Here is a 15,912-nt window from a genome sequence, read left to right as displayed (position 1 = left end):
TCTGTCTCCTCAGGCTCGGTCCGACGGGTTGCCGGGCATTAGATCGTAGGGGGCTTTCCAGCCCGGTTGCGCGCTCAGCCGTGAGAGCCAAGCGTCGATATTCGGCCACTCGGCTCGTTCGAAGCCGAAGGGTTCAGGATAGTAGAGGTAGGAACAGCAGGTCAGATCGGCGTTGGTGAGGCCGTCGCCCACGATCCAGTTGCGTCCCTCAAGGTGTTTGTCCAGGATCGCATAAGCCGCCTTCAGCCGCCCTTGCAGGAAGGCGATTACCTCCTGCGGGCGTTTGTCTTCAGGCAGGAAATTCATCAGGAAGCGGCAAAGCCCTGCGTTGGAGGACAGTTTGTGATTGTCCCACAGTTGCCAGCGCAATATCTCGCGCTTTTCTTCGGGGGTGGTGCCCCCGAACTTGCCATAAGTGTCGGAAAGATACTGTTGTATGACACCCGATTGGCTGAGCGTCAGATCACCGTCGACCAGAACCGGGCATTCTCCCATGTCATTTACGTCGCTGCGAAAGGTCTCGCCGCGTGTGGTGCCGCTGAAGAAATCGACAAAGACCGGTTCCCAGACGATCCCGCCCAGTTCAAGCGCGAGTGCTGCCTTGTAGGAATGGCCGCTTTCGCCGAAACAGTAGAGTTTGATGCTCATGACATGTCCTTCCGGTTGCCGGAGCGCATGGGGGTTTCACACCCCCACACCCCCGTGGAGTATTTGTGGAAAGATGACGGAGTGTTCACTCCGCATTAACAGTGGTGACGCGACGATGGCAGTGCGGGACAGGCTGGAGAGCCGATGCTCGTGAAAGGTGACGGCGCGCCGACCCATTAGGCGGAGAGCTCGGGGGGAGGCGCGTCTCATCCTGTCACCTTTCCCCAAATACTCCCGCCGGAGGCCTCCCTCAGATGCGGCGCTTGATGCCGTCAGCACTGTCACAGGGACCTCGCAATCAGTTCCTTCATGATCTCATTGGTGCCGCCATAGATCCGCTGGACGCGGGCATCTGCCCACATCTCTGCCACAGCATATTCCTGCATGAAGCCATAGCCGCCGTGCAGCTGAACGCATTCATCGAGTACTTCGCCCTGTGTGTCGGTGATCCAGTATTTTGCCATCGCCGCCTTCTCGACCGTCAGCTTACCCTGAAGATGTTCGACCATACATTCGTCCAAGAAGGCCCGCGCGATCTTGGTTTTGGTCTGGCATTCGACCAGTTTGAACCGGGTGTTCTGAAATTGCGTAAGCGGGCCGCCGAAGGCTTCGCGCTCCTTGCAATAGGCGATGGTCCGTTCCACCGCACCTTCCATGGCGCCGACCGCGCCGCAGGCAATGATCAGCCGTTCCTGGGGCAGTTGCTGCATCATCTGGTAGAAGCCCTGGCCCTCGGTCCCGCCCAGAATATTCTCCGGCGCAATTTCCACGTTGTCGAAGAACAATTCCGAGGTATCGGCTGCATGGCAGCCGATTTTATCGAGGTTGCGGCCACGGCTGAAGCCATCGGCGCCGTCGGTTTCCACAGCCACCAGGGAGATGCCTTTGGAACCTTGCGAGGGGTCGGTTTTGGCGGCAACCAGGATCAGGTTGGCGTGCTGGCCATTGGTGATGAAGGTTTTCTGACCGCTCAGCCGATAGGCGTTGCCGTCTTTGACGGCCTTTGTCTTGATGCGCTGAACATCCGACCCGGTGGAGGGTTCTGTCATTGCCAAAGCACCGACCAGCTCACCGGTGATCATCTTTGGAAGCCAGCGCTGTTTTTGCTCTTCGGTGCCATAGGCCAGCACATAATGCGCAACGATGCCTGAGTGGATACCATGTCCCCAACTGGCAAGATTGGCACGGCTGCCTTCGATCAGGATTGCGGCCTCATGGCCGAAGTCACCGCCGACACCGCCGTATTCTTCCGGTACCGAGGGGCAAAGCAGGCCTAGCGCGCCGGCTTCAGTCCAGGTGGAGCGATCCATCATGCCCTGCTTGCGCCAGGTCTCGAATTTTGGCGCCCATTCACGAGTGATGAACTGCGCTGTCATATCAGCCAGCATCTGGTGCTCGTCGGTCATCCAGCTGGAGTGTTGCTCTGCGCTCATGGGGCTCCCCTTGGTGTCTGTATCGTGCCTTGTGGCATCTGTTGTCTGCTGGTGGTGCATGCCCACCTATCGTTTGCGGTCCTCAAGCTCGGCATTGAAGAGCCGCAGCCGATGGGTGAGGTTGTCGCTGTCTGTCACACTGTCGAAATTCTCAAACAGAAAGGAGAGGGCCTCACCTTCGTCGAGGCCAGCCTCCTGCGAGAATTTTCGCAACCGGCGGTAGCCGTCTTCGGTCATGGCGACCGGCAGGCGGCGTGTGAGGCGAAAGCGTTTTGGCATGGTCTCTCCTCCGATTGCGGCACCCCGAAACGTGTCCGGAGCGCCAGTCTGCTATGTCGGCCCCGATGTCAGATATCCGGGGCGGCTCACGGAGCCCCCTGTGACAAAAGGGGTTCCGATCTGCGTAAATCGTGGCTCAGAACTGGTCTGCGTTCAGCGCCATAACGGTGTCGCCACCGGTCTGGATGCGGCTGAGGTGCAGCGCGGTCGCAGGCAGTCGGCGTGCCATGTAATAGCGTCCGGTCGCGATTTTTGTCTCGTAGAACGCGGCGTCAGAAGACCCGGCGTCAAGCTCAGCCTGCGCAGCCTTCGCCATCTCAGCCCACATCAGACCGAGGCAGACATGGCCGAACATATGCATGAAGTCATAAGAGCCGGAGAGCGCGTTGTTCGGATTGGTCATGCCATTTTGCATGAAATACATGCCAGCGGCCTGCAGATCCTTCGACGCAGCTTTCAGAGGTTCAATGAACTCCTTGCTGTAAGTCTCGGAGATATCGCCGTTTTCCTTGCAGAACCCCTTGACCATTTCAAAGAACGCCATGACGTGCTTGCCACCATCCTGCGCCAGTTTACGGCCAACCAGATCCAGTGCCTGAACACCATTGGCGCCCTCATAGATCATCGCGATACGGGCGTCGCGGGTGTACTGGGACATACCCCATTCTTCGATATAGCCGTGGCCACCGTAGATCTGCTGGGCCTGAACGGTCATGTCGTAACCCTGATCGGTCAGGAAACCTTTGATCACCGGCGTGAGCAGCGAGATCAGCCCATCTGCGTCCTTGTCCTCGGCACGGTGCGCCTGATCGATCATCTGCGCGCCCCAAAGGATGAAGGCACGGGCGCCTTCGGCGAAGCTTTTCTGATCCATCAGGTTGCGGCGAATGTCCGGGTGCACGATCAGCGGATCGGCCGGGCCATCCGGGTTTTTCACGCCGGTGACATCGCGCCCCTGCAGACGGTCCTTGGCGTATTCCAAGGCATTCTGGTAAGCGGCCTCGGCCTGTGCCAGACCCTGCATGCCTACGCCGAGACGGGCCTCGTTCATCATGGTGAACATGGCGCGCATGCCTTTATGCTCAGTGCCGAGCAGGTAACCGGTGGCGCTGTCATAGTTCATCACACAGGTCGAGTTGCCGTGGATGCCCATTTTCTCTTCGATCTTGCCAACCGAGACGCCGTTCCGCTCACCCAGCGAGCCGTCTTCGTTCACGATGAATTTTGGTACGATGAACAGGGATACGCCCTTGATGCCGTCGGGGCCGCCGGGGATCTTGGCCAGCACCAGATGGATGATGTTATCGGCCATATCGTGATCGCCGGAGGAGATGAAAATCTTCTGGCCGGTGATCTTGAAGCTGCCATCATCCTGCGGTTCTGCCTTGGTGCGCATCAGGCCCAGATCGGTGCCGCAATGCGGTTCGGTCAGGTTCATGGTGCCGGTCCACTCGCAGGACACCATCTTCGGCAGATAGGTGTCTTTCTGCGCGTCGGTGCCATGGGCGAGGATTGCGGACGCCGCTCCATGGGTCAGGCCCTGATACATGGTGAAGGCCTGGTTTGCGGCAGAGAACATCTCACCCACCGCGGTCCCCATGATATAGGGCATGTTCTGGCCACCGTATTGTTCCGGCATGTCGAGGCCGGTCCAGCCACCTTCTTTCACTTGCTCAAACGCGGCCTTGAACCCGGTGGGGGTATAGACCACGCCATTCTCGAGACGGCAGCCCTCAGTATCGCCCACGGTGTTCAGCGGGTGCAGCACTTCGCTGGAGATCTTGCCGGCCTCTTCCAGAACGGCGTTGGTGAAATCAGCATCCAGCTCGTCGTAGCCGGGAATGGCGGTTTCAGAGATCTTCAGCACATTGTGCAGAATGAACTGGGTGTCTTTGATCGGGGCGGTATAACTGGGCATCGCGGTCCTCGCTGTGGTTCTGCGGTGTCTGTCTGGATCGCCTCTCCCGCAATCGGGATAGGCAAGCATGGGGCCGGGATCTATTCCGCGGCTTCTTGTTTGGCGGTCATTGAGGCGATCACGCGATCCCCCCAACGCAGTTGCTCTTTCAAGTCGTCAATCGCCTCGTTCAGTTCATCGCGCTGACGCTCCATATCGGCGAGACGCTCGCAGGCGATGTCATAGGTGCGGGTCAGCTGTGTCAGCTGCTGGTCGCCCATATGATAGAGGTTCAGAAGTTGCCGGATTTCCTCGAGGCTGAAGCCAAAGCGCTTGCCCCGCAGGATCAGCTTCAGCCGGGCCTGGTCGCGTTTGGTGAAGAGGCGTTTTTGACCCTCGCGGATCGGAAACAACAGCTCTTTGGCTTCGTAAAACCGCAATGTACGCGGCGTCACGCCGAACTCATCGCACATCTGGCGGATGGTCTTGGTTTCATCGGTCATCGTCGTAACTCATAACTGCTGGGTTGTGAGACTAAGGTGAGCAGCTTGCCCGGCGTTTACAACAGTTAGTTGACGTTGACGTAAGTTGAACGCTGCGTCACTTCTTGGGGTGACGTAGGATCCGGTCGAGTGACGCAGCGTTATCTTGATTTCGTTGCGATGGGTTGCCCTGAGAAATAAGGGTCTTTTAAAATTTAAGAACATAATTAGCGCGGATTTTACGTCCATTATGTTCGATTAATTTGACTGAAGTCGTCGCGCTGCAATCGTAAAAAAGGGGGGTGAGTAGGGGGGGAATCAACAAACGCCCCACCAAATTGGCAGGGCGTTTCGAGTAGAAATTCGATGATAAGTTCCCCCACTGGGGCAAAGGTCAGGCGTCTTGCGACAGCAGGCTCAGCGTCGTGGCGCGCAGGTCATGAAGCTCTTGCAAGGCCTCGTCCAGCTGTTCGCGCTGCTTGCGCAGTTCGCCCATCTGGCGATCAGCCATCTCAACAAACGCGCGGTTTTGCGCCTCATCGCCCTCATTTTCATAGATCAGCAGCCACTGGCGGATCTCTTCCAACTGAAAGCCGAACTTACGTCCGCGCATGATCAGCTTCATCCGGGCGCGCTCACGGGCACCATAAAACCGCGAACGACCTTCGCGGTCGGGTTGCAACAATTCGATGTACTCGTAGTAGCGAAGCGTGCGCGGGGTCACGTCGAATTCGCTGCACATCTCCTTGAATGACAATTTTTGTTCGGTCATTCCCAATTCTCCCTTACCCGCAAACTAAGCGCAACCGGCAGGGGGTTCAACCGCTGGGGTTGCTCTTGGGCCAAGGTATGGCTGATAAAGAGGAAAACAAGGAAACGGGGAAGCCCATGGTCGACAAGACGCAGCTGGCGCGACAGTTCATCGAAGCCATCCCGCATGCGCAGGAATTGGGGATGACGCTCACGGATCTGGGGGACGGGACGGCTGAGATTGTCATGCCCTATGATGAGAAACTGATTGGCGACCCGGAAACCGGGGTGATCCATGGCGGGGCCGTTTCGGCGCTGATGGATACCTGTTGCGGCGCTGCTGTGATGTGCCATCCTTCGGGGCCAGGGGGGACTGCAACCATTGATCTGCGCATTGACTACATGCGGGCAGCGACGCCTGGGCAGCGGATCGTGACCCGCGCCACCTGCCATCATATGACCCGCAATGTTGCCTTTGTGCGAGCCACCGCGATGGATGAGGACGAGGCAAACCCAGTCGCGACGGCTGTTGGCGCCTTTACAGTGGAGAGCAAGTTTTGAGCCGCCCCCGTCCCGAACCCGTCCAAGTGGTGAAACAGCGCCGCGATGCAGCTCTCGCAGCCCTTGTGACTTCCGTGCCTTATGCGCGCTTTCTCAACATCACGTTTGACCGCCGGGGTGATGAGCTGACGGCTCAGTTGAATTTTGATCACAAACTGATTGGGAACCCATTTCTGCCTGCCATTCACGGTGGCGTGACGGCCGCGTTTCTGGAGGTGACGGCGGTCATGACGCTCACCTGGGCAAACCTTTGGGAACGCATCGAAAGCGGCAGTCTTGACGTCGAGGAGTTGGCTGCTGGCAAGCTGCCCCGCCAGCCCAAGACCATTGATTTCACAGTCGACTACCTGCGGTCAGGCCTGCCGCGCGATGCCTATGCACGCGCCACGATCTCGCGGTCAGGACGGCGTTATGCGTCGGTCCATGTGGCAGCTTGGCAGGATCACAAGGACAAGCTGTTTGCCCAGGCGACGGGCCATTTCCTGATGCCGCAGGAGGCTGCGGCGCAGGCTGCGGCTTCGCCCGAATTCGTGACTGAGGTTCCGCCGGGCAGCAAGGACTAAGCGGTATGTCTGTGGCCAGCCAGAACGTGGCGGAACCGATCACCCATAGGCGCGTGTTGAAAATCGCGCTGCCGATCGTGCTGTCGAATGCCACCGTGCCTATCCTTGGCGCGGTTGATACCGGCGTGGTTGGCCAGATGGGGCAGGCTGCCCCAATTGGGGCGGTGGGCATCGGTGCGGTCATTCTGGCCACAATCTATTGGATATTCGGATTTCTGCGGATGGGCACCACCGGCCTTGCCGCACAGGCGCGGGGTGCTGGCGACTCGGCGGAGACGGGCGCGTTGCTGACACGTGGCATTCTTCTCGCCTTCGCTGCGGGTGCGGTGTTTATCATTGGCCAGGTTGCGGTGTTCTGGGGGGCCTTTGCGCTGGCGCCCGCCAGTGCCGAGGTCGAGGGGCTGGCGCGCGATTATCTGGAGATCCGCATCTGGGGGGCGCCTGCGACCATTGCACTTTATGCCGTCACGGGGTGGCTGATCGCGGTCGAGCGCACGCGTGGTGTCTTTCTGCTTCAGATCTGGATGAATGGTCTCAATATCCTGTTGGATCTTTGGTTTGTGCTGGCGCTTGGCTGGGGCGTTGAGGGGGTGGCAGTTGCTACTCTGATTGCGGAATGGACCGGTCTGGCGCTGGGGCTCTGGCTGTGTCGGGATGCGTTTGCAGGCAGCCAGTGGCGCAACTGGGCGCGGGTGTTTGACCCGGTGCGGCTGAAGCGAATGATGCAGGTGAATGGCGACATTATGATCCGCTCCGTCTTGCTGACGGGGTCTTTCACCACCTTCCTGTTCATCGGGGCCGATCTGGGCGATGTCACGCTGGCGGCCAATCAGGTTCTGCTGCAATTTGTTGAGATCACGGCTTTCGCGCTAGACGGCTTTGCCTTCTCCGCAGAGGCACTTGTCGGCAGCGCAGTGGGGGCCAAGGCGCGGATGCAGCTGCGGCGCGCGGCGGTTGTGGCCAGCCAATGGGGCGTTGGCGGCGCAATTGCGCTGGGGCTGCTTTTCTGGCTTGGCGGTGGGTGGTTGATTGACGTTATGTCCACGTCTGAGGAGGTACGCGCGGCGGGGCGTGATTATTTGATCTGGGCGGCCATTCTGCCGCTGATTAGCGTCGCCAGCTATATGTTTGACGGCATCTACATTGGCGCCACCTGGACCCGCGATATGCGGATCGCGATGCTGCAATCGGTGGCGATTTATGCCGTTGCCCTTGTTGTACTGGTGCCGATGCTGGGCAATCACGGGCTCTGGGCGGCGCTGATGGTGCTCAACTTGGCGCGCGGTACCACGCTTGGTCTGCGCTATCCACGACTGGAGGCGCAGGTCGGCAGCTAGGGCGGCGGACCTGTCTCACAACTCCAACAGGTGGTCAGAGGATCGCAGTCAGGGCCTCGGTTGGACGACCGATGATTGCGGTCTCCTCGGTGATTGCAATGGGACGCTCAATCAGGATCGGGTGGGTCGCCATCGCTGCAATCAGGCGGGAGTCATCATCCGAGGGGCTGAGGTTCAGCTCTTTGAAGATCTTCTCACCCTTGCGCATCATGTCGGCTGCGCGAACACCAAGTTTTGCCTGAACCGCAGTCAACTCGGCCTCTGACGGAGCATCTTTGAGATAGAGCCGCACGGTCACTGTTGCGCCGCGCTCTTCCAGCAGGGCAAGGCCCGCGCGGGATTTGGAGCAACGCGGATTGTGCCAATAGGTGATCATAGCCAGTCTCCTCTTTTGCTGCCAACGGCCTCAGCGACATTGGCAAATCCATCCTGCGCCAGCAGGTGATCCAATCCGCGCGCAATGTCACCGGCCAGTGACAGGCCCGCATAGACCATGGCGGTATAGAATTGCACCGCCGTGGCGCCGGCGCAGATCTTGGCATAGGCCTGCTCGGCATTGGAGATGCCGCCAACGCCCACCAGCGGCACACGACTGTCGAGCAGCTCGGACAGCTGCGCGAGGGTGCGGGTGGATTTCTCAAACAGCGGTGCACCAGACAGCCCGCCCGCTTCATCGCGATGGGCGCTGTTCAGCCCTGACCGCTCAAGGGTGGTATTGGTGGCGATCACCGCATCAATCCCGGTTTCAATCGCCACCTCGGCAATGTCTTCGATCCCGGCGCGATCCAGATCTGGGGCGATTTTCAGAAACACAGGAACCCTCCGATCCAACCCGTCGCGGGTTTCAATCACACCAGTGAGCAGGGCCGAGAGCGCAGCCTTGCCCTGAAGGTCACGCAGTTTTTCGGTGTTGGGCGAGGAGACATTGACAGTGGCGAAATCCAGATGCGCGCCACAATGGGCCAGCACCTTGGCAAAATCTGCCGCGCGGTCGCTGCTGTCCTTGTTGGCGCCAAGGTTGAGGCCGATCACCGCGTCCTGCGGACGGGCCGCAAGGCGCTGGCCGATCACCGCCATGCCCTCATTGTTGAAGCCGAACCGGTTGATCGCGGCCTGATCTTCGGTCAGGCGGAACAATCTGGGCTTGGGGTTGCCGGGTTGGGGCCGGGGTGTGGCAGCGCCTACTTCGATGAACCCGAAACCGGCCTGGCTGAGCGGGCGCAGGGCCTCGGCGTTTTTGTCAAAGCCAGCGGCCAATCCAACGGGGTTGGGCAGATCAAGGCCCGCGATCCGCGTGGCAAGCCGGGGAGAGGTCACCGGGCCGGGCGTTGGCGTCAGCCCCAGTTTCAAGGCTTTGATCGACAGGCTATGGGCAGTCTCCGGGTCGCAGCGGTGCAGCGCCGCAAGGGCGAGACGTTCGGTCAGGCTCACGCCATGTCCTCCGGGAATTGATGGGTGCCATCGACCAGCGGCAGCGGCTTGGCCGAGAGCACGTCCTCCATAGTCATCTTGCGATAGAGATGCGGGAACTCGGCCCCGCCGCGCGAGACTTCCCAGCGCAGGTCATCGCCCAGCTTGTCGGTGTCAACGGCGATAAGCCACAGCCCCTCCACTCCTGCAAAATGTTTGGCGGCGGTCTCCTGGGATTGATCGGCGGTGGAGAAGTGAATGTAGCCATCGCTGAGATCGATCGGAGCGCCGAGGGTCTCGCCCTCCGTCTGCAGGGTGGTCCATTCGTCGGTGCGGAAGATTTTATAGATGAGCATGGCGCGGTGATGCCCTGCGTGCCCGGCTGAATCAAGGCCGAATATGCTGCCTGTTGACGCAAGGGCAGTGGGGTGGTGGATTTTTCCCCTTTGACTGCGCCCGCATTTCCCCGCACCATTCGCCCAATAGAACAATAAGGGAGTATGTTATCATGATGACGCGTTTTTTGACGTCTGTTGCCGCGCTTGGCCTGATGGCGGGGGTCGCCGCAGCGGATTACAAGCTGACCATTCTGCACACCAATGACTTCCACTCGCGGTTCGAGCCAATCAGCAAATATGACAGCGGCTGCCGCGACGGCGACAATGCCGAAGGCAAATGCTTTGGGGGATCCGCGCGTCTGGTGACTGCGCTTGCCGATGCGCGCGCGCGCAGCAACAACAGTATTCTTGTGGATGGGGGCGATCAGTTTCAGGGCTCACTCTATTATACCTACTACAAGGGCAAAGTTGCCGCCGAGATGATGAACAAGCTGGGTTATGACGGCATGACTGTCGGCAACCACGAGTTTGACGATGGCCCCGAAGTGCTGCGTGGTTTCATGGACTCAGTTCAGTTCCCGGTTCTGATGTCCAATGCCGATGTCAGCGGTGAGCCTGTGCTGGCGGATGTGCTGCGCAAATCCACGGTGATTGAACGCGGTGGTGAGAAAATTGGCCTGATTGGCCTCACACCTGAGGACACGCCGGACCTGGCCAGCCCGGGCAAGAATATCACCTTCACCAATCCGGTAGATGCGGTGCAGGGGGAGGTCGATAGGCTGACGGCCGAAGGCGTGAACAAGATCATCGTGCTCAGCCATTCTGGTTACGGTGTGGACCAGCGGGTTGCTGCGGGTACCACCGGCGTGGATGTGATCGTTGGCGGGCACAGCAACACCTATCTCTCCAATGTTTCAGACAAAGCTGCCGGTCCCTATCCGACCGTGGTGAATGATGTCGCCATCGTACAGGCTTATGCCTATGGTAAGTTCCTGGGTGAGCTGAACGTGACCTTTGATGATGATGGCAATGTCATTGAGGCGGTTGGCGAACCTTTGGTGATGGATGGCACCGTCGCGGAAGACGAAGGCACCGTTGCCCGTATCGCTGAACTGGCTAAACCGCTGGATGAGATCCGCAACAAGGTTGTTGCAGAGAGTGCTGAAGCCGTTGACGGTGACCGCAACAATTGCCGCGTTCAGGAATGCCAGATGGGCAATCTGGTGGCCGATGCCATGCTTGATCGGGTGAAGGATCAGGGCGTCAGCATTGCCATCGCCAACTCTGGCGGCATTCGCGCCAGCCTGGAGCCGGGCGAGGTGACCATGGGCGAAGTCCTGACGGTGCTGCCGTTCCAGAACACGCTCTCGACCTTTGAAATCACCGGAGAGGAGGTGATTGCGGCGCTGGAGAACGGGGTAAGTCAGGTTGAAGAGATCAAGGGCCGCTTTCCGCAGGTTGCGGGTCTGAAGTTCACTTGGGATCCCTCGGTTGCCCCTAATGAGGGCCGCATTCAGGATGTCATGGTTGGCGAAGGTGACAGTTTCGCACCGATTGATCCGGCCAAGACCTATGTGGTTGTGACCAACAACTATGTTCGCAATGGCGGTGACGGCTATAAGGTCTTCGCAGGGGATGACAAGAACGCCTATGACTTCGGTCCGGATCTCGCTGACGTGATGGCAGAGTATCTGGTCGAAAACTCGCCCTATAAACCCTACACCGACGGCCGTATCAGCCAGAAGTGAGTGGCGGCAGCGGCTGCGCTGCTGATCAAAGTAAGCTGGACCGCGCCATATATATGGCGCGGTCTTTGTTTTTTGCCTTTGTTGGGTCATAAGGCGGTTATGGACCACCCGCTGATTGACCTTATCAATGCCCGCATCGAGAAAGCGGAGGCAGATGGCGCTTTTGACAATTTGTCAGGAGCAGGCAAACCGCTGCGCCACGTCGATGACCCGGAGAACGCGCTGGTCAATCGCTTGGTTCAGGAGAGTGGCGGGATGCCGGAATTTGTCAGCCTGTCCCGGACGCTGGCCGATCTGCGACAGCAGCTGATCGACACAGGCGACCGGACAAAGCGTCAGGACATCATGAAAGAGGTGTCGATGCTTGAGGCCCGCATTGATCTGGCACGTAAGGCATATGGAAAATAGCGCCCCATCGGTGGATGTTTGCTGGTAGGGGCCCGTCGGGCCATTCAGTCGTTCGTGACTGGCCGATATTATTCGGCCCCTTGGGCGTTCTGGGAGTTCGGTTAATCGTCTTTCAGCGGGGCTGCCGGGGCACGGTGCGGTGCGCGGCGCAAACGGTCGCCGACCTGCGTCGCCTTCGTCAGCAGCGAGGTCATCTGCACCTGCTCGGCGGGGGTGAGGCCGGTCAGTATATCGGCCTGCAATTCCTCAACTATCGGTAGGGCGCGGCGCAGCAGAGAGTGCCCGCTGTCGGTCAACGTAACCACCCGAGCGCGCCGATCCGTCGTGGAGACATCGCGCTGGATCAGCGCCTTGGCTTCCAGCCGGTCGATCACCTTGCCAAGCGTCGCGCGATCATAGGCTATGCGGGCGGCAATCGTCGCCTGATCTACACCGGGTTCATGGGCCACCGCTTCGATGGCGGCAAACTGAACAGGTGTCAGGTCAATGTCATTACGCGCCATATGGTCCGCAAACAGCGCTACAGAAATTTGGTGCAATCGCCGGATCAGATGGGCCGGGAACTGCAAGGTATCTACCGGTGGCTCTGACATGTCCTATCTCCCGTTGGACAAAAGAATCCCCTGCACATCCGACAGAGCCGGGTGCGGTGAAACAATAGATAGAATTTCAAACGAATCTTTGAGCCATAATAAAATGTTTACAGGGCGAAGGGAATGCGACTTTTCCTTGCGTCCGTGGCGCTGTAGATCATCAGATATGACCATTCGTTTTACATCGCTATCCGATATCCTCGATCAGGACTACGATTGTGTCATTGACGTGCGGAGTCCCGCCGAATTCGCCGAAGATCACTGGCCAGGTGCCATCAACCTGCCGGTTCTGGACAATGAGGAACGCGCGGAAGTCGGCACGATCTACGTTCAGCAGAGCCCGTTTTTGGCGCGCAAGGTGGGTGCGGCCAAAGTGTTCCGCAATGCCGCTGATCATGTCGAGCAAAGCCTCAGCCATCACCCCGGCTCCTGGCGGCCACTGGTTTATTGCTGGCGGGGTGGTCAGCGCTCGGGCAGCTTCACCTGGTTGCTACAACAGATCGGTTGGCGCGCCGATGTGGTTGAGGGCGGCTATCAAAGCTACCGCCGCCTGGTGAATGACTATCTCTACAATACCGAACTGCCGCATCGTTTCGTGGCGCTTGATGGCTATACTGGCACCGCGAAAACTGAAATTCTGAAACGGGTTAAGTCCCTTGGTGGGCAGGTTTTGGATCTGGAGGGGCTGGCGCATCATCGTGGCTCACTGCTGGGTGATCATCCGACGCCGCAGCCGAGCCAGAAGGCGTTTGAGTCCGAAATCGCCGGACAGTTGGCGCGGATGACACCGGATCGCCCTGTATTGGTGGAGGCGGAGTCCAGCAAGATTGGTGCGCGGATTATTCCGCCAAGGCTGTGGTCCGGAATGAAACGCGCCCCGCGGATTGAGGTCGAGGCCTCCATTGCAGCGCGCTGCCGTTACCTGTTGGAGGGGTACGACGATATCCTGTCCAACGGTGATATGCTGCGTGTCCGGCTGGATGGCTTGCGGGCGCATCGCTCCAATGCGGTGGTTGATGGCTGGTTGCAGTTGATTGAGGCAGGCGACAAACCAGCGCTGACGGAGGCGTTGATGGTGCAGCACTACGATCCGGCCTATGAGACTGCGCGCCGGAGCATTGGTGCCGATGTTGTCGCGACGCTTCGAGCCGGGGATCTTGGAGAGGCAGATCTGGACCGGCTGGCGGCAAATCTGCTTGATGAACTTAATCGGTTGTTGCTCGGGTAACCTCCCGTGCGGGAGGCCTGCAACACTACATCCATCTTAGACGAGAGTAATTGCGCCTGCCGTCTCTGACATTCGGCCAATGATGGCGGCATTCGGGGCATGGGTGCGCAGTTGCGGCAACAAGGCTTCTGCCTGCCTCATGGGGAGTGCTGCCAACAGGCCGCCGGCCGTTTGCGGATCAAACAACAGATCCTGCACGCCACCGGTCGAAATCTCCGGCAGCTGGGCGGCGTTTTCCGCAAACAGAGAGGATCGGATCCCTTGCGTTGCTAGAGTAGCGGCACCGGTCAGATAGGGGATTGCATCAAGACGAATCTCAGCGCCGAGTTTGGATGCCTCACATATCCCAAGGAGGTGCCCCAGCAGCCCGAACCCGGTCACATCCGTCATCGCATGGGCACCGCACAGCAGCTCAGCGGCCTGGCCTTGCAACTGGCTCATGGAGGTCAAAGCCCCCGCCACGAACGCCCCATCAGCAGCCCCGGTCATTTCGGCGGCCATAATCACGCCGGTGCCAAGCGGTTTGGTCAGGATCAGCGCATCTCCGGGCTGCGCCCCGGCCAGGGTGATGGGTTGCCTGTGACAGAGCCCGGTGACACTAAACCCGATGGTCAACTCATCCCCGACAGAGGTGTGGCCACCGACGATATCGGCCCCCGCGTCGCGAATGATCTTACCGGCGGCGACCATGATTTCGCGCAGGGTCCGGGCCTGCAGCTCCGGTGACAGTTTCGGCAGGATCAGATTGGCGGTGGCGGCCTGAGGGGCGGCGCCCATGGCCCAGATATCGCCAAGTGCATGTACCGCCGCGATCCGCGCCATCACAACAGGGTCCGCAGTAAAAGCCCGCAGGTGATCGGTGCTAAGGACCTGTCGTTGCCCGCCGGTCATCAACAGCGCCGCATCATCACCGGGCAGGGGTGTGATATCCGCGCGCTGCACCTCTGGTGCTGAACTGAGCGTGGCCTTCAGCGCGCGGGCGCCAACCTTCGCCCCGCAGCCGCCACACATCGGTTTTTCTCCTAGTACCTCGGGCAGGTCGTAGGTGTGTTCGGGAGGCAAATCCGGGGTTTCCATCTGTGGAAGGTCGCGGAACTGCGCCATGAAGGTCTGATCAATGTGGTCTTTCCACCGCCAGATCCAACTGCCAGAGAAGGTCTGGCCGAACCGTTCGCCCACGGCACTTTTGTCGCCCATGGAGATCAGTTTTAGATAGTCCTTTTGCGGTTGATACTGGCGCAGCGGATCCTTGGTCAGGCTGGCGCGCAGATTGTGATAAAGCACCGGCGCCTGACGCACCGCGTAGACCCCGGCCTTGGGACGTGGATCCCTGCTGAAATGGGCGCAGTCACCGGTGGCAAAAACACCAGTCTGGCTGGTCTGCAGGGTGCTGTCGACGCGGACAAAACCGTGGTGCAGGTCCAAACCGCTATTGGAAAGCCAGGAATACGGGCGGGCGCCCGCCGCGCCTGTTGTAAAATCGGAGCGGATGGCCCGGCCATCTTCGAGCACCACATGGGCGGCTTCAATCTGGGTGATTGTGGCTTGCTCAACCACGGTCACTCCCAAATCATGCAGGGCTTTGCGTAGCTGGGTCTGGGCTTTGTTGCCTGCGTCTTTGAGGATGGTACCACGGTCAATCAGCGTCGCCTGCATCGAACGCTCGCCTTGGCGCAGGGCATGGGCCATGGCGAGGATCAGTTCCACCCCGGCCACGCCACCGCCGATCACCGCAACATGGGCCGGACCATCGCCCGCCAGATACGTAGCCCAGCTGGAGGCAAACCGGCCAAGCGGTTTGGCCGGGATCGCGTGGTCGTTGAACCCGGCCATATCCGGCATCGCGGAAGTGATGCCCAGATTGATCGCAGCAACGTCGTAGTCAATAGGCGGGCGGCCTGCGACATGTACCTGCCGGGCATCTGTATCGATATGTTCCGCAGCCCCGAGGATCAGCCGTGCGCCTGCAAAGCGTGCAAGCTTTACCAGATCAATGTCCAGCGCGCCCCGATCATAGTGACCGGCGACGAAGCCGGGCAGCATCCCGGAGTAGGGGGCGGTGGGACCGGGGTTAATGACGGTCAGCCGTGCCCCGGCGAGCGGGCGCATTCCCCATTTTCGCAGGACCAATGCATGGGTGTGTCCGCCGCCGATCAATACCACGTCTTTGGTCAGGGGGAGGGGGGCTGTATGCATTGTTGTCGTCCACCGGGCTGCGCAGGATCACCCGGGCGAGC

17 protein-coding genes and 1 pseudogene are annotated in these 15,912 nt (G+C 59.6%); 6 read left to right on the top strand and 12 right to left on the bottom strand.

Features of this window, described 5'->3' with window-relative positions; genetic code table 11:
* Positions 1-9: 9 nt before the first annotated feature.
* The 6 genes from GAL_RS10740 to GAL_RS10715 form a co-directional block, all read right to left on the bottom strand.
* Entirely contained in the window at positions 10-648 is a 639-nt protein-coding gene (locus GAL_RS10740; RefSeq protein ID WP_024097603.1) for a glutathione S-transferase family protein, read from the bottom strand.
* Between the two features lie 281 nt (positions 649-929).
* Positions 930-2,081, bottom strand: coding sequence for an acyl-CoA dehydrogenase family protein (locus tag GAL_RS10735; RefSeq protein WP_024097602.1), 1,152 nt, complete (start codon positions 2,079-2,081; stop codon positions 930-932).
* A gap of 66 nt (positions 2,082-2,147) precedes the next feature.
* Positions 2,148-2,360, bottom strand: a complete 213-nt coding sequence (locus tag GAL_RS10730) for a hypothetical protein (RefSeq protein WP_014874334.1) — start codon at positions 2,358-2,360, stop codon at positions 2,148-2,150.
* Between the two features lie 136 nt (positions 2,361-2,496).
* Positions 2,497-4,278 carry an acyl-CoA dehydrogenase C-terminal domain-containing protein gene (locus tag GAL_RS10725; protein ID WP_024097601.1) on the bottom strand — a complete coding sequence of 594 codons (1,782 nt, stop codon included), beginning with the start codon at positions 4,276-4,278 and terminating at the stop codon, positions 2,497-2,499.
* Positions 4,279-4,358: 80 nt separating this feature from the next.
* Positions 4,359-4,760, bottom strand: coding sequence for a MerR family transcriptional regulator (locus GAL_RS10720; protein ID WP_014874336.1), 402 nt, complete (start codon positions 4,758-4,760; stop codon positions 4,359-4,361).
* Positions 4,761-5,133: 373 nt separating this feature from the next.
* Complete coding sequence (locus GAL_RS10715; RefSeq protein WP_024097600.1) at positions 5,134-5,511, bottom strand: MerR family transcriptional regulator; 378 nt, start codon at positions 5,509-5,511, stop codon at positions 5,134-5,136.
* 116 nt (positions 5,512-5,627) lie between these two features.
* Here GAL_RS10715 and GAL_RS10710 point away from each other — a divergent pair, with 116 nt between their 5' ends.
* The 3 genes from GAL_RS10710 to GAL_RS10700 are packed head-to-tail and all read left to right on the top strand — an operon-like array spanning position 5,628 to position 7,950.
* Positions 5,628-6,050, top strand: a complete 423-nt coding sequence (locus GAL_RS10710) for a PaaI family thioesterase (protein WP_024097599.1) — start codon at positions 5,628-5,630, stop codon at positions 6,048-6,050.
* Entirely contained in the window at positions 6,047-6,613 is a 567-nt protein-coding gene (locus tag GAL_RS10705; protein ID WP_024097598.1) for a PaaI family thioesterase, read from the top strand. The genes GAL_RS10710 and GAL_RS10705 overlap by 4 nt, the downstream gene beginning before the upstream one ends.
* 5 nt (positions 6,614-6,618) lie before the next feature.
* A complete protein-coding gene (locus GAL_RS10700) occupies positions 6,619-7,950 on the top strand; it encodes an MATE family efflux transporter (protein WP_024097597.1) in 1,332 nt (443 codons plus the stop codon).
* A gap of 34 nt (positions 7,951-7,984) precedes the next feature.
* Here the strand turns inward: GAL_RS10700 and arsC are convergent, their stop codons facing one another.
* From arsC to GAL_RS10685, 3 genes are read right to left on the bottom strand one after another with little or no spacing between them, the layout of a single operon-like run.
* The gene (arsC, locus tag GAL_RS10695; protein ID WP_024097596.1) at positions 7,985-8,326 is read right to left on the bottom strand and encodes an arsenate reductase (glutaredoxin); all 342 of its coding nucleotides are present in this window, start codon (positions 8,324-8,326) and stop codon (positions 7,985-7,987) included.
* Positions 8,323-9,381: a quinone-dependent dihydroorotate dehydrogenase gene (locus GAL_RS10690; protein WP_024097595.1), complete on the bottom strand. Its 1,059-nt coding sequence runs from the start codon at positions 9,379-9,381 to the stop codon at positions 8,323-8,325. Before GAL_RS10690 ends, arsC begins: the two co-directional genes overlap by 4 nt.
* On the bottom strand, positions 9,378-9,716 hold the full coding sequence (locus GAL_RS10685; RefSeq protein WP_024097594.1) for a DUF952 domain-containing protein: 339 nt from the start codon (positions 9,714-9,716) through the stop codon (positions 9,378-9,380). The genes GAL_RS10690 and GAL_RS10685 overlap by 4 nt, the downstream gene beginning before the upstream one ends.
* 152 nt (positions 9,717-9,868) lie before the next feature.
* On the opposite strand from GAL_RS10685, the gene GAL_RS10680 reads away from it, so the two are divergent.
* Together GAL_RS10680 and GAL_RS10675 are read left to right on the top strand one after the other, a co-directional pair.
* Positions 9,869-11,446 (top strand): bifunctional metallophosphatase/5'-nucleotidase, encoded by a 1,578-nt coding sequence (locus tag GAL_RS10680; RefSeq protein WP_024097593.1) that lies wholly within the window; start codon positions 9,869-9,871, stop codon positions 11,444-11,446.
* A 99-nt stretch (positions 11,447-11,545) separates the two neighbouring features.
* Positions 11,546-11,854: a DnaJ family domain-containing protein gene (locus tag GAL_RS10675; RefSeq protein ID WP_024097592.1), complete on the top strand. Its 309-nt coding sequence runs from the start codon at positions 11,546-11,548 to the stop codon at positions 11,852-11,854.
* Positions 11,855-11,955: 101 nt separating this feature from the next.
* Here the strand turns inward: GAL_RS10675 and GAL_RS10670 are convergent, their stop codons facing one another.
* On the bottom strand, positions 11,956-12,447 hold the full coding sequence (locus tag GAL_RS10670; protein WP_024097591.1) for a MarR family winged helix-turn-helix transcriptional regulator: 492 nt from the start codon (positions 12,445-12,447) through the stop codon (positions 11,956-11,958).
* 166 nt (positions 12,448-12,613) lie between these two features.
* Between GAL_RS10670 and mnmH the strand changes: the two genes are divergently transcribed.
* Positions 12,614-13,675, top strand: coding sequence for a tRNA 2-selenouridine(34) synthase MnmH (gene mnmH, locus GAL_RS10665; protein ID WP_040104059.1), 1,062 nt, complete (start codon positions 12,614-12,616; stop codon positions 13,673-13,675).
* A 36-nt stretch (positions 13,676-13,711) separates the two neighbouring features.
* Here mnmH and selD read toward each other — a convergent pair whose 3' ends face one another.
* Together selD and GAL_RS23045 are read right to left on the bottom strand one after the other, a co-directional pair.
* Entirely contained in the window at positions 13,712-14,686 is a 975-nt protein-coding gene (selD, locus tag GAL_RS23050; RefSeq protein WP_456153953.1) for a selenide, water dikinase SelD, read from the bottom strand.
* 93 nt (positions 14,687-14,779) lie between these two features.
* A pseudogene (locus tag GAL_RS23045) lies at positions 14,780-15,871 on the bottom strand (FAD-dependent oxidoreductase); the annotation flags it as partial.
* Positions 15,872-15,912: the final 41 nt, after the last annotated feature.

The organism is Phaeobacter gallaeciensis DSM 26640 (assembly GCF_000511385.1).
In the GTDB taxonomy this organism is placed as follows: Bacteria; Pseudomonadota; Alphaproteobacteria; order Rhodobacterales; family Rhodobacteraceae; genus Phaeobacter; species Phaeobacter gallaeciensis.
The sequence above is the reverse complement of the archived record's forward strand: the minus strand, read 5'-3'. Positions and strand labels throughout refer to the sequence as shown.

What these genes read in the sequence shown, in the direction of transcription:
- GAL_RS10680 (WP_024097593.1), top strand. Translation starts at nt 9,869, where the DNA reads ATGATGACGCGTTTTTTGACGTCTGTTGCCGCGCTTGGCCTGATGGCG.
- GAL_RS10710 (WP_024097599.1), top strand. Translation starts at nt 5,628, where the DNA reads ATGGTCGACAAGACGCAGCTGGCGCGACAGTTCATCGAAGCCATCCCG.
- GAL_RS10735 (WP_024097602.1), bottom strand. Translation starts at nt 2,081, where the DNA reads ATGAGCGCAGAGCAACACTCCAGCTGGATGACCGACGAGCACCAGATG.
- GAL_RS10740 (WP_024097603.1), bottom strand. Translation starts at nt 648, where the DNA reads ATGAGCATCAAACTCTACTGTTTCGGCGAAAGCGGCCATTCCTACAAG.
- GAL_RS10725 (WP_024097601.1), bottom strand. Translation starts at nt 4,278, where the DNA reads ATGCCCAGTTATACCGCCCCGATCAAAGACACCCAGTTCATTCTGCAC.
- selD (WP_456153953.1), bottom strand. Translation starts at nt 14,686, where the DNA reads ATGTGTGGCGGCTGCGGGGCGAAGGTTGGCGCCCGCGCGCTGAAGGCC.
- mnmH (WP_040104059.1), top strand. Translation starts at nt 12,614, where the DNA reads ATGACCATTCGTTTTACATCGCTATCCGATATCCTCGATCAGGACTAC.
- arsC (WP_024097596.1), bottom strand. Translation starts at nt 8,326, where the DNA reads ATGATCACCTATTGGCACAATCCGCGTTGCTCCAAATCCCGCGCGGGC.
- GAL_RS10730 (WP_014874334.1), bottom strand. Translation starts at nt 2,360, where the DNA reads ATGCCAAAACGCTTTCGCCTCACACGCCGCCTGCCGGTCGCCATGACC.
- GAL_RS10670 (WP_024097591.1), bottom strand. Translation starts at nt 12,447, where the DNA reads ATGTCAGAGCCACCGGTAGATACCTTGCAGTTCCCGGCCCATCTGATC.
- GAL_RS10720 (WP_014874336.1), bottom strand. Translation starts at nt 4,760, where the DNA reads ATGACCGATGAAACCAAGACCATCCGCCAGATGTGCGATGAGTTCGGC.
- GAL_RS10700 (WP_024097597.1), top strand. Translation starts at nt 6,619, where the DNA reads ATGTCTGTGGCCAGCCAGAACGTGGCGGAACCGATCACCCATAGGCGC.
- GAL_RS10715 (WP_024097600.1), bottom strand. Translation starts at nt 5,511, where the DNA reads ATGACCGAACAAAAATTGTCATTCAAGGAGATGTGCAGCGAATTCGAC.
- GAL_RS10675 (WP_024097592.1), top strand. Translation starts at nt 11,546, where the DNA reads ATGGACCACCCGCTGATTGACCTTATCAATGCCCGCATCGAGAAAGCG.
- GAL_RS10685 (WP_024097594.1), bottom strand. Translation starts at nt 9,716, where the DNA reads ATGCTCATCTATAAAATCTTCCGCACCGACGAATGGACCACCCTGCAG.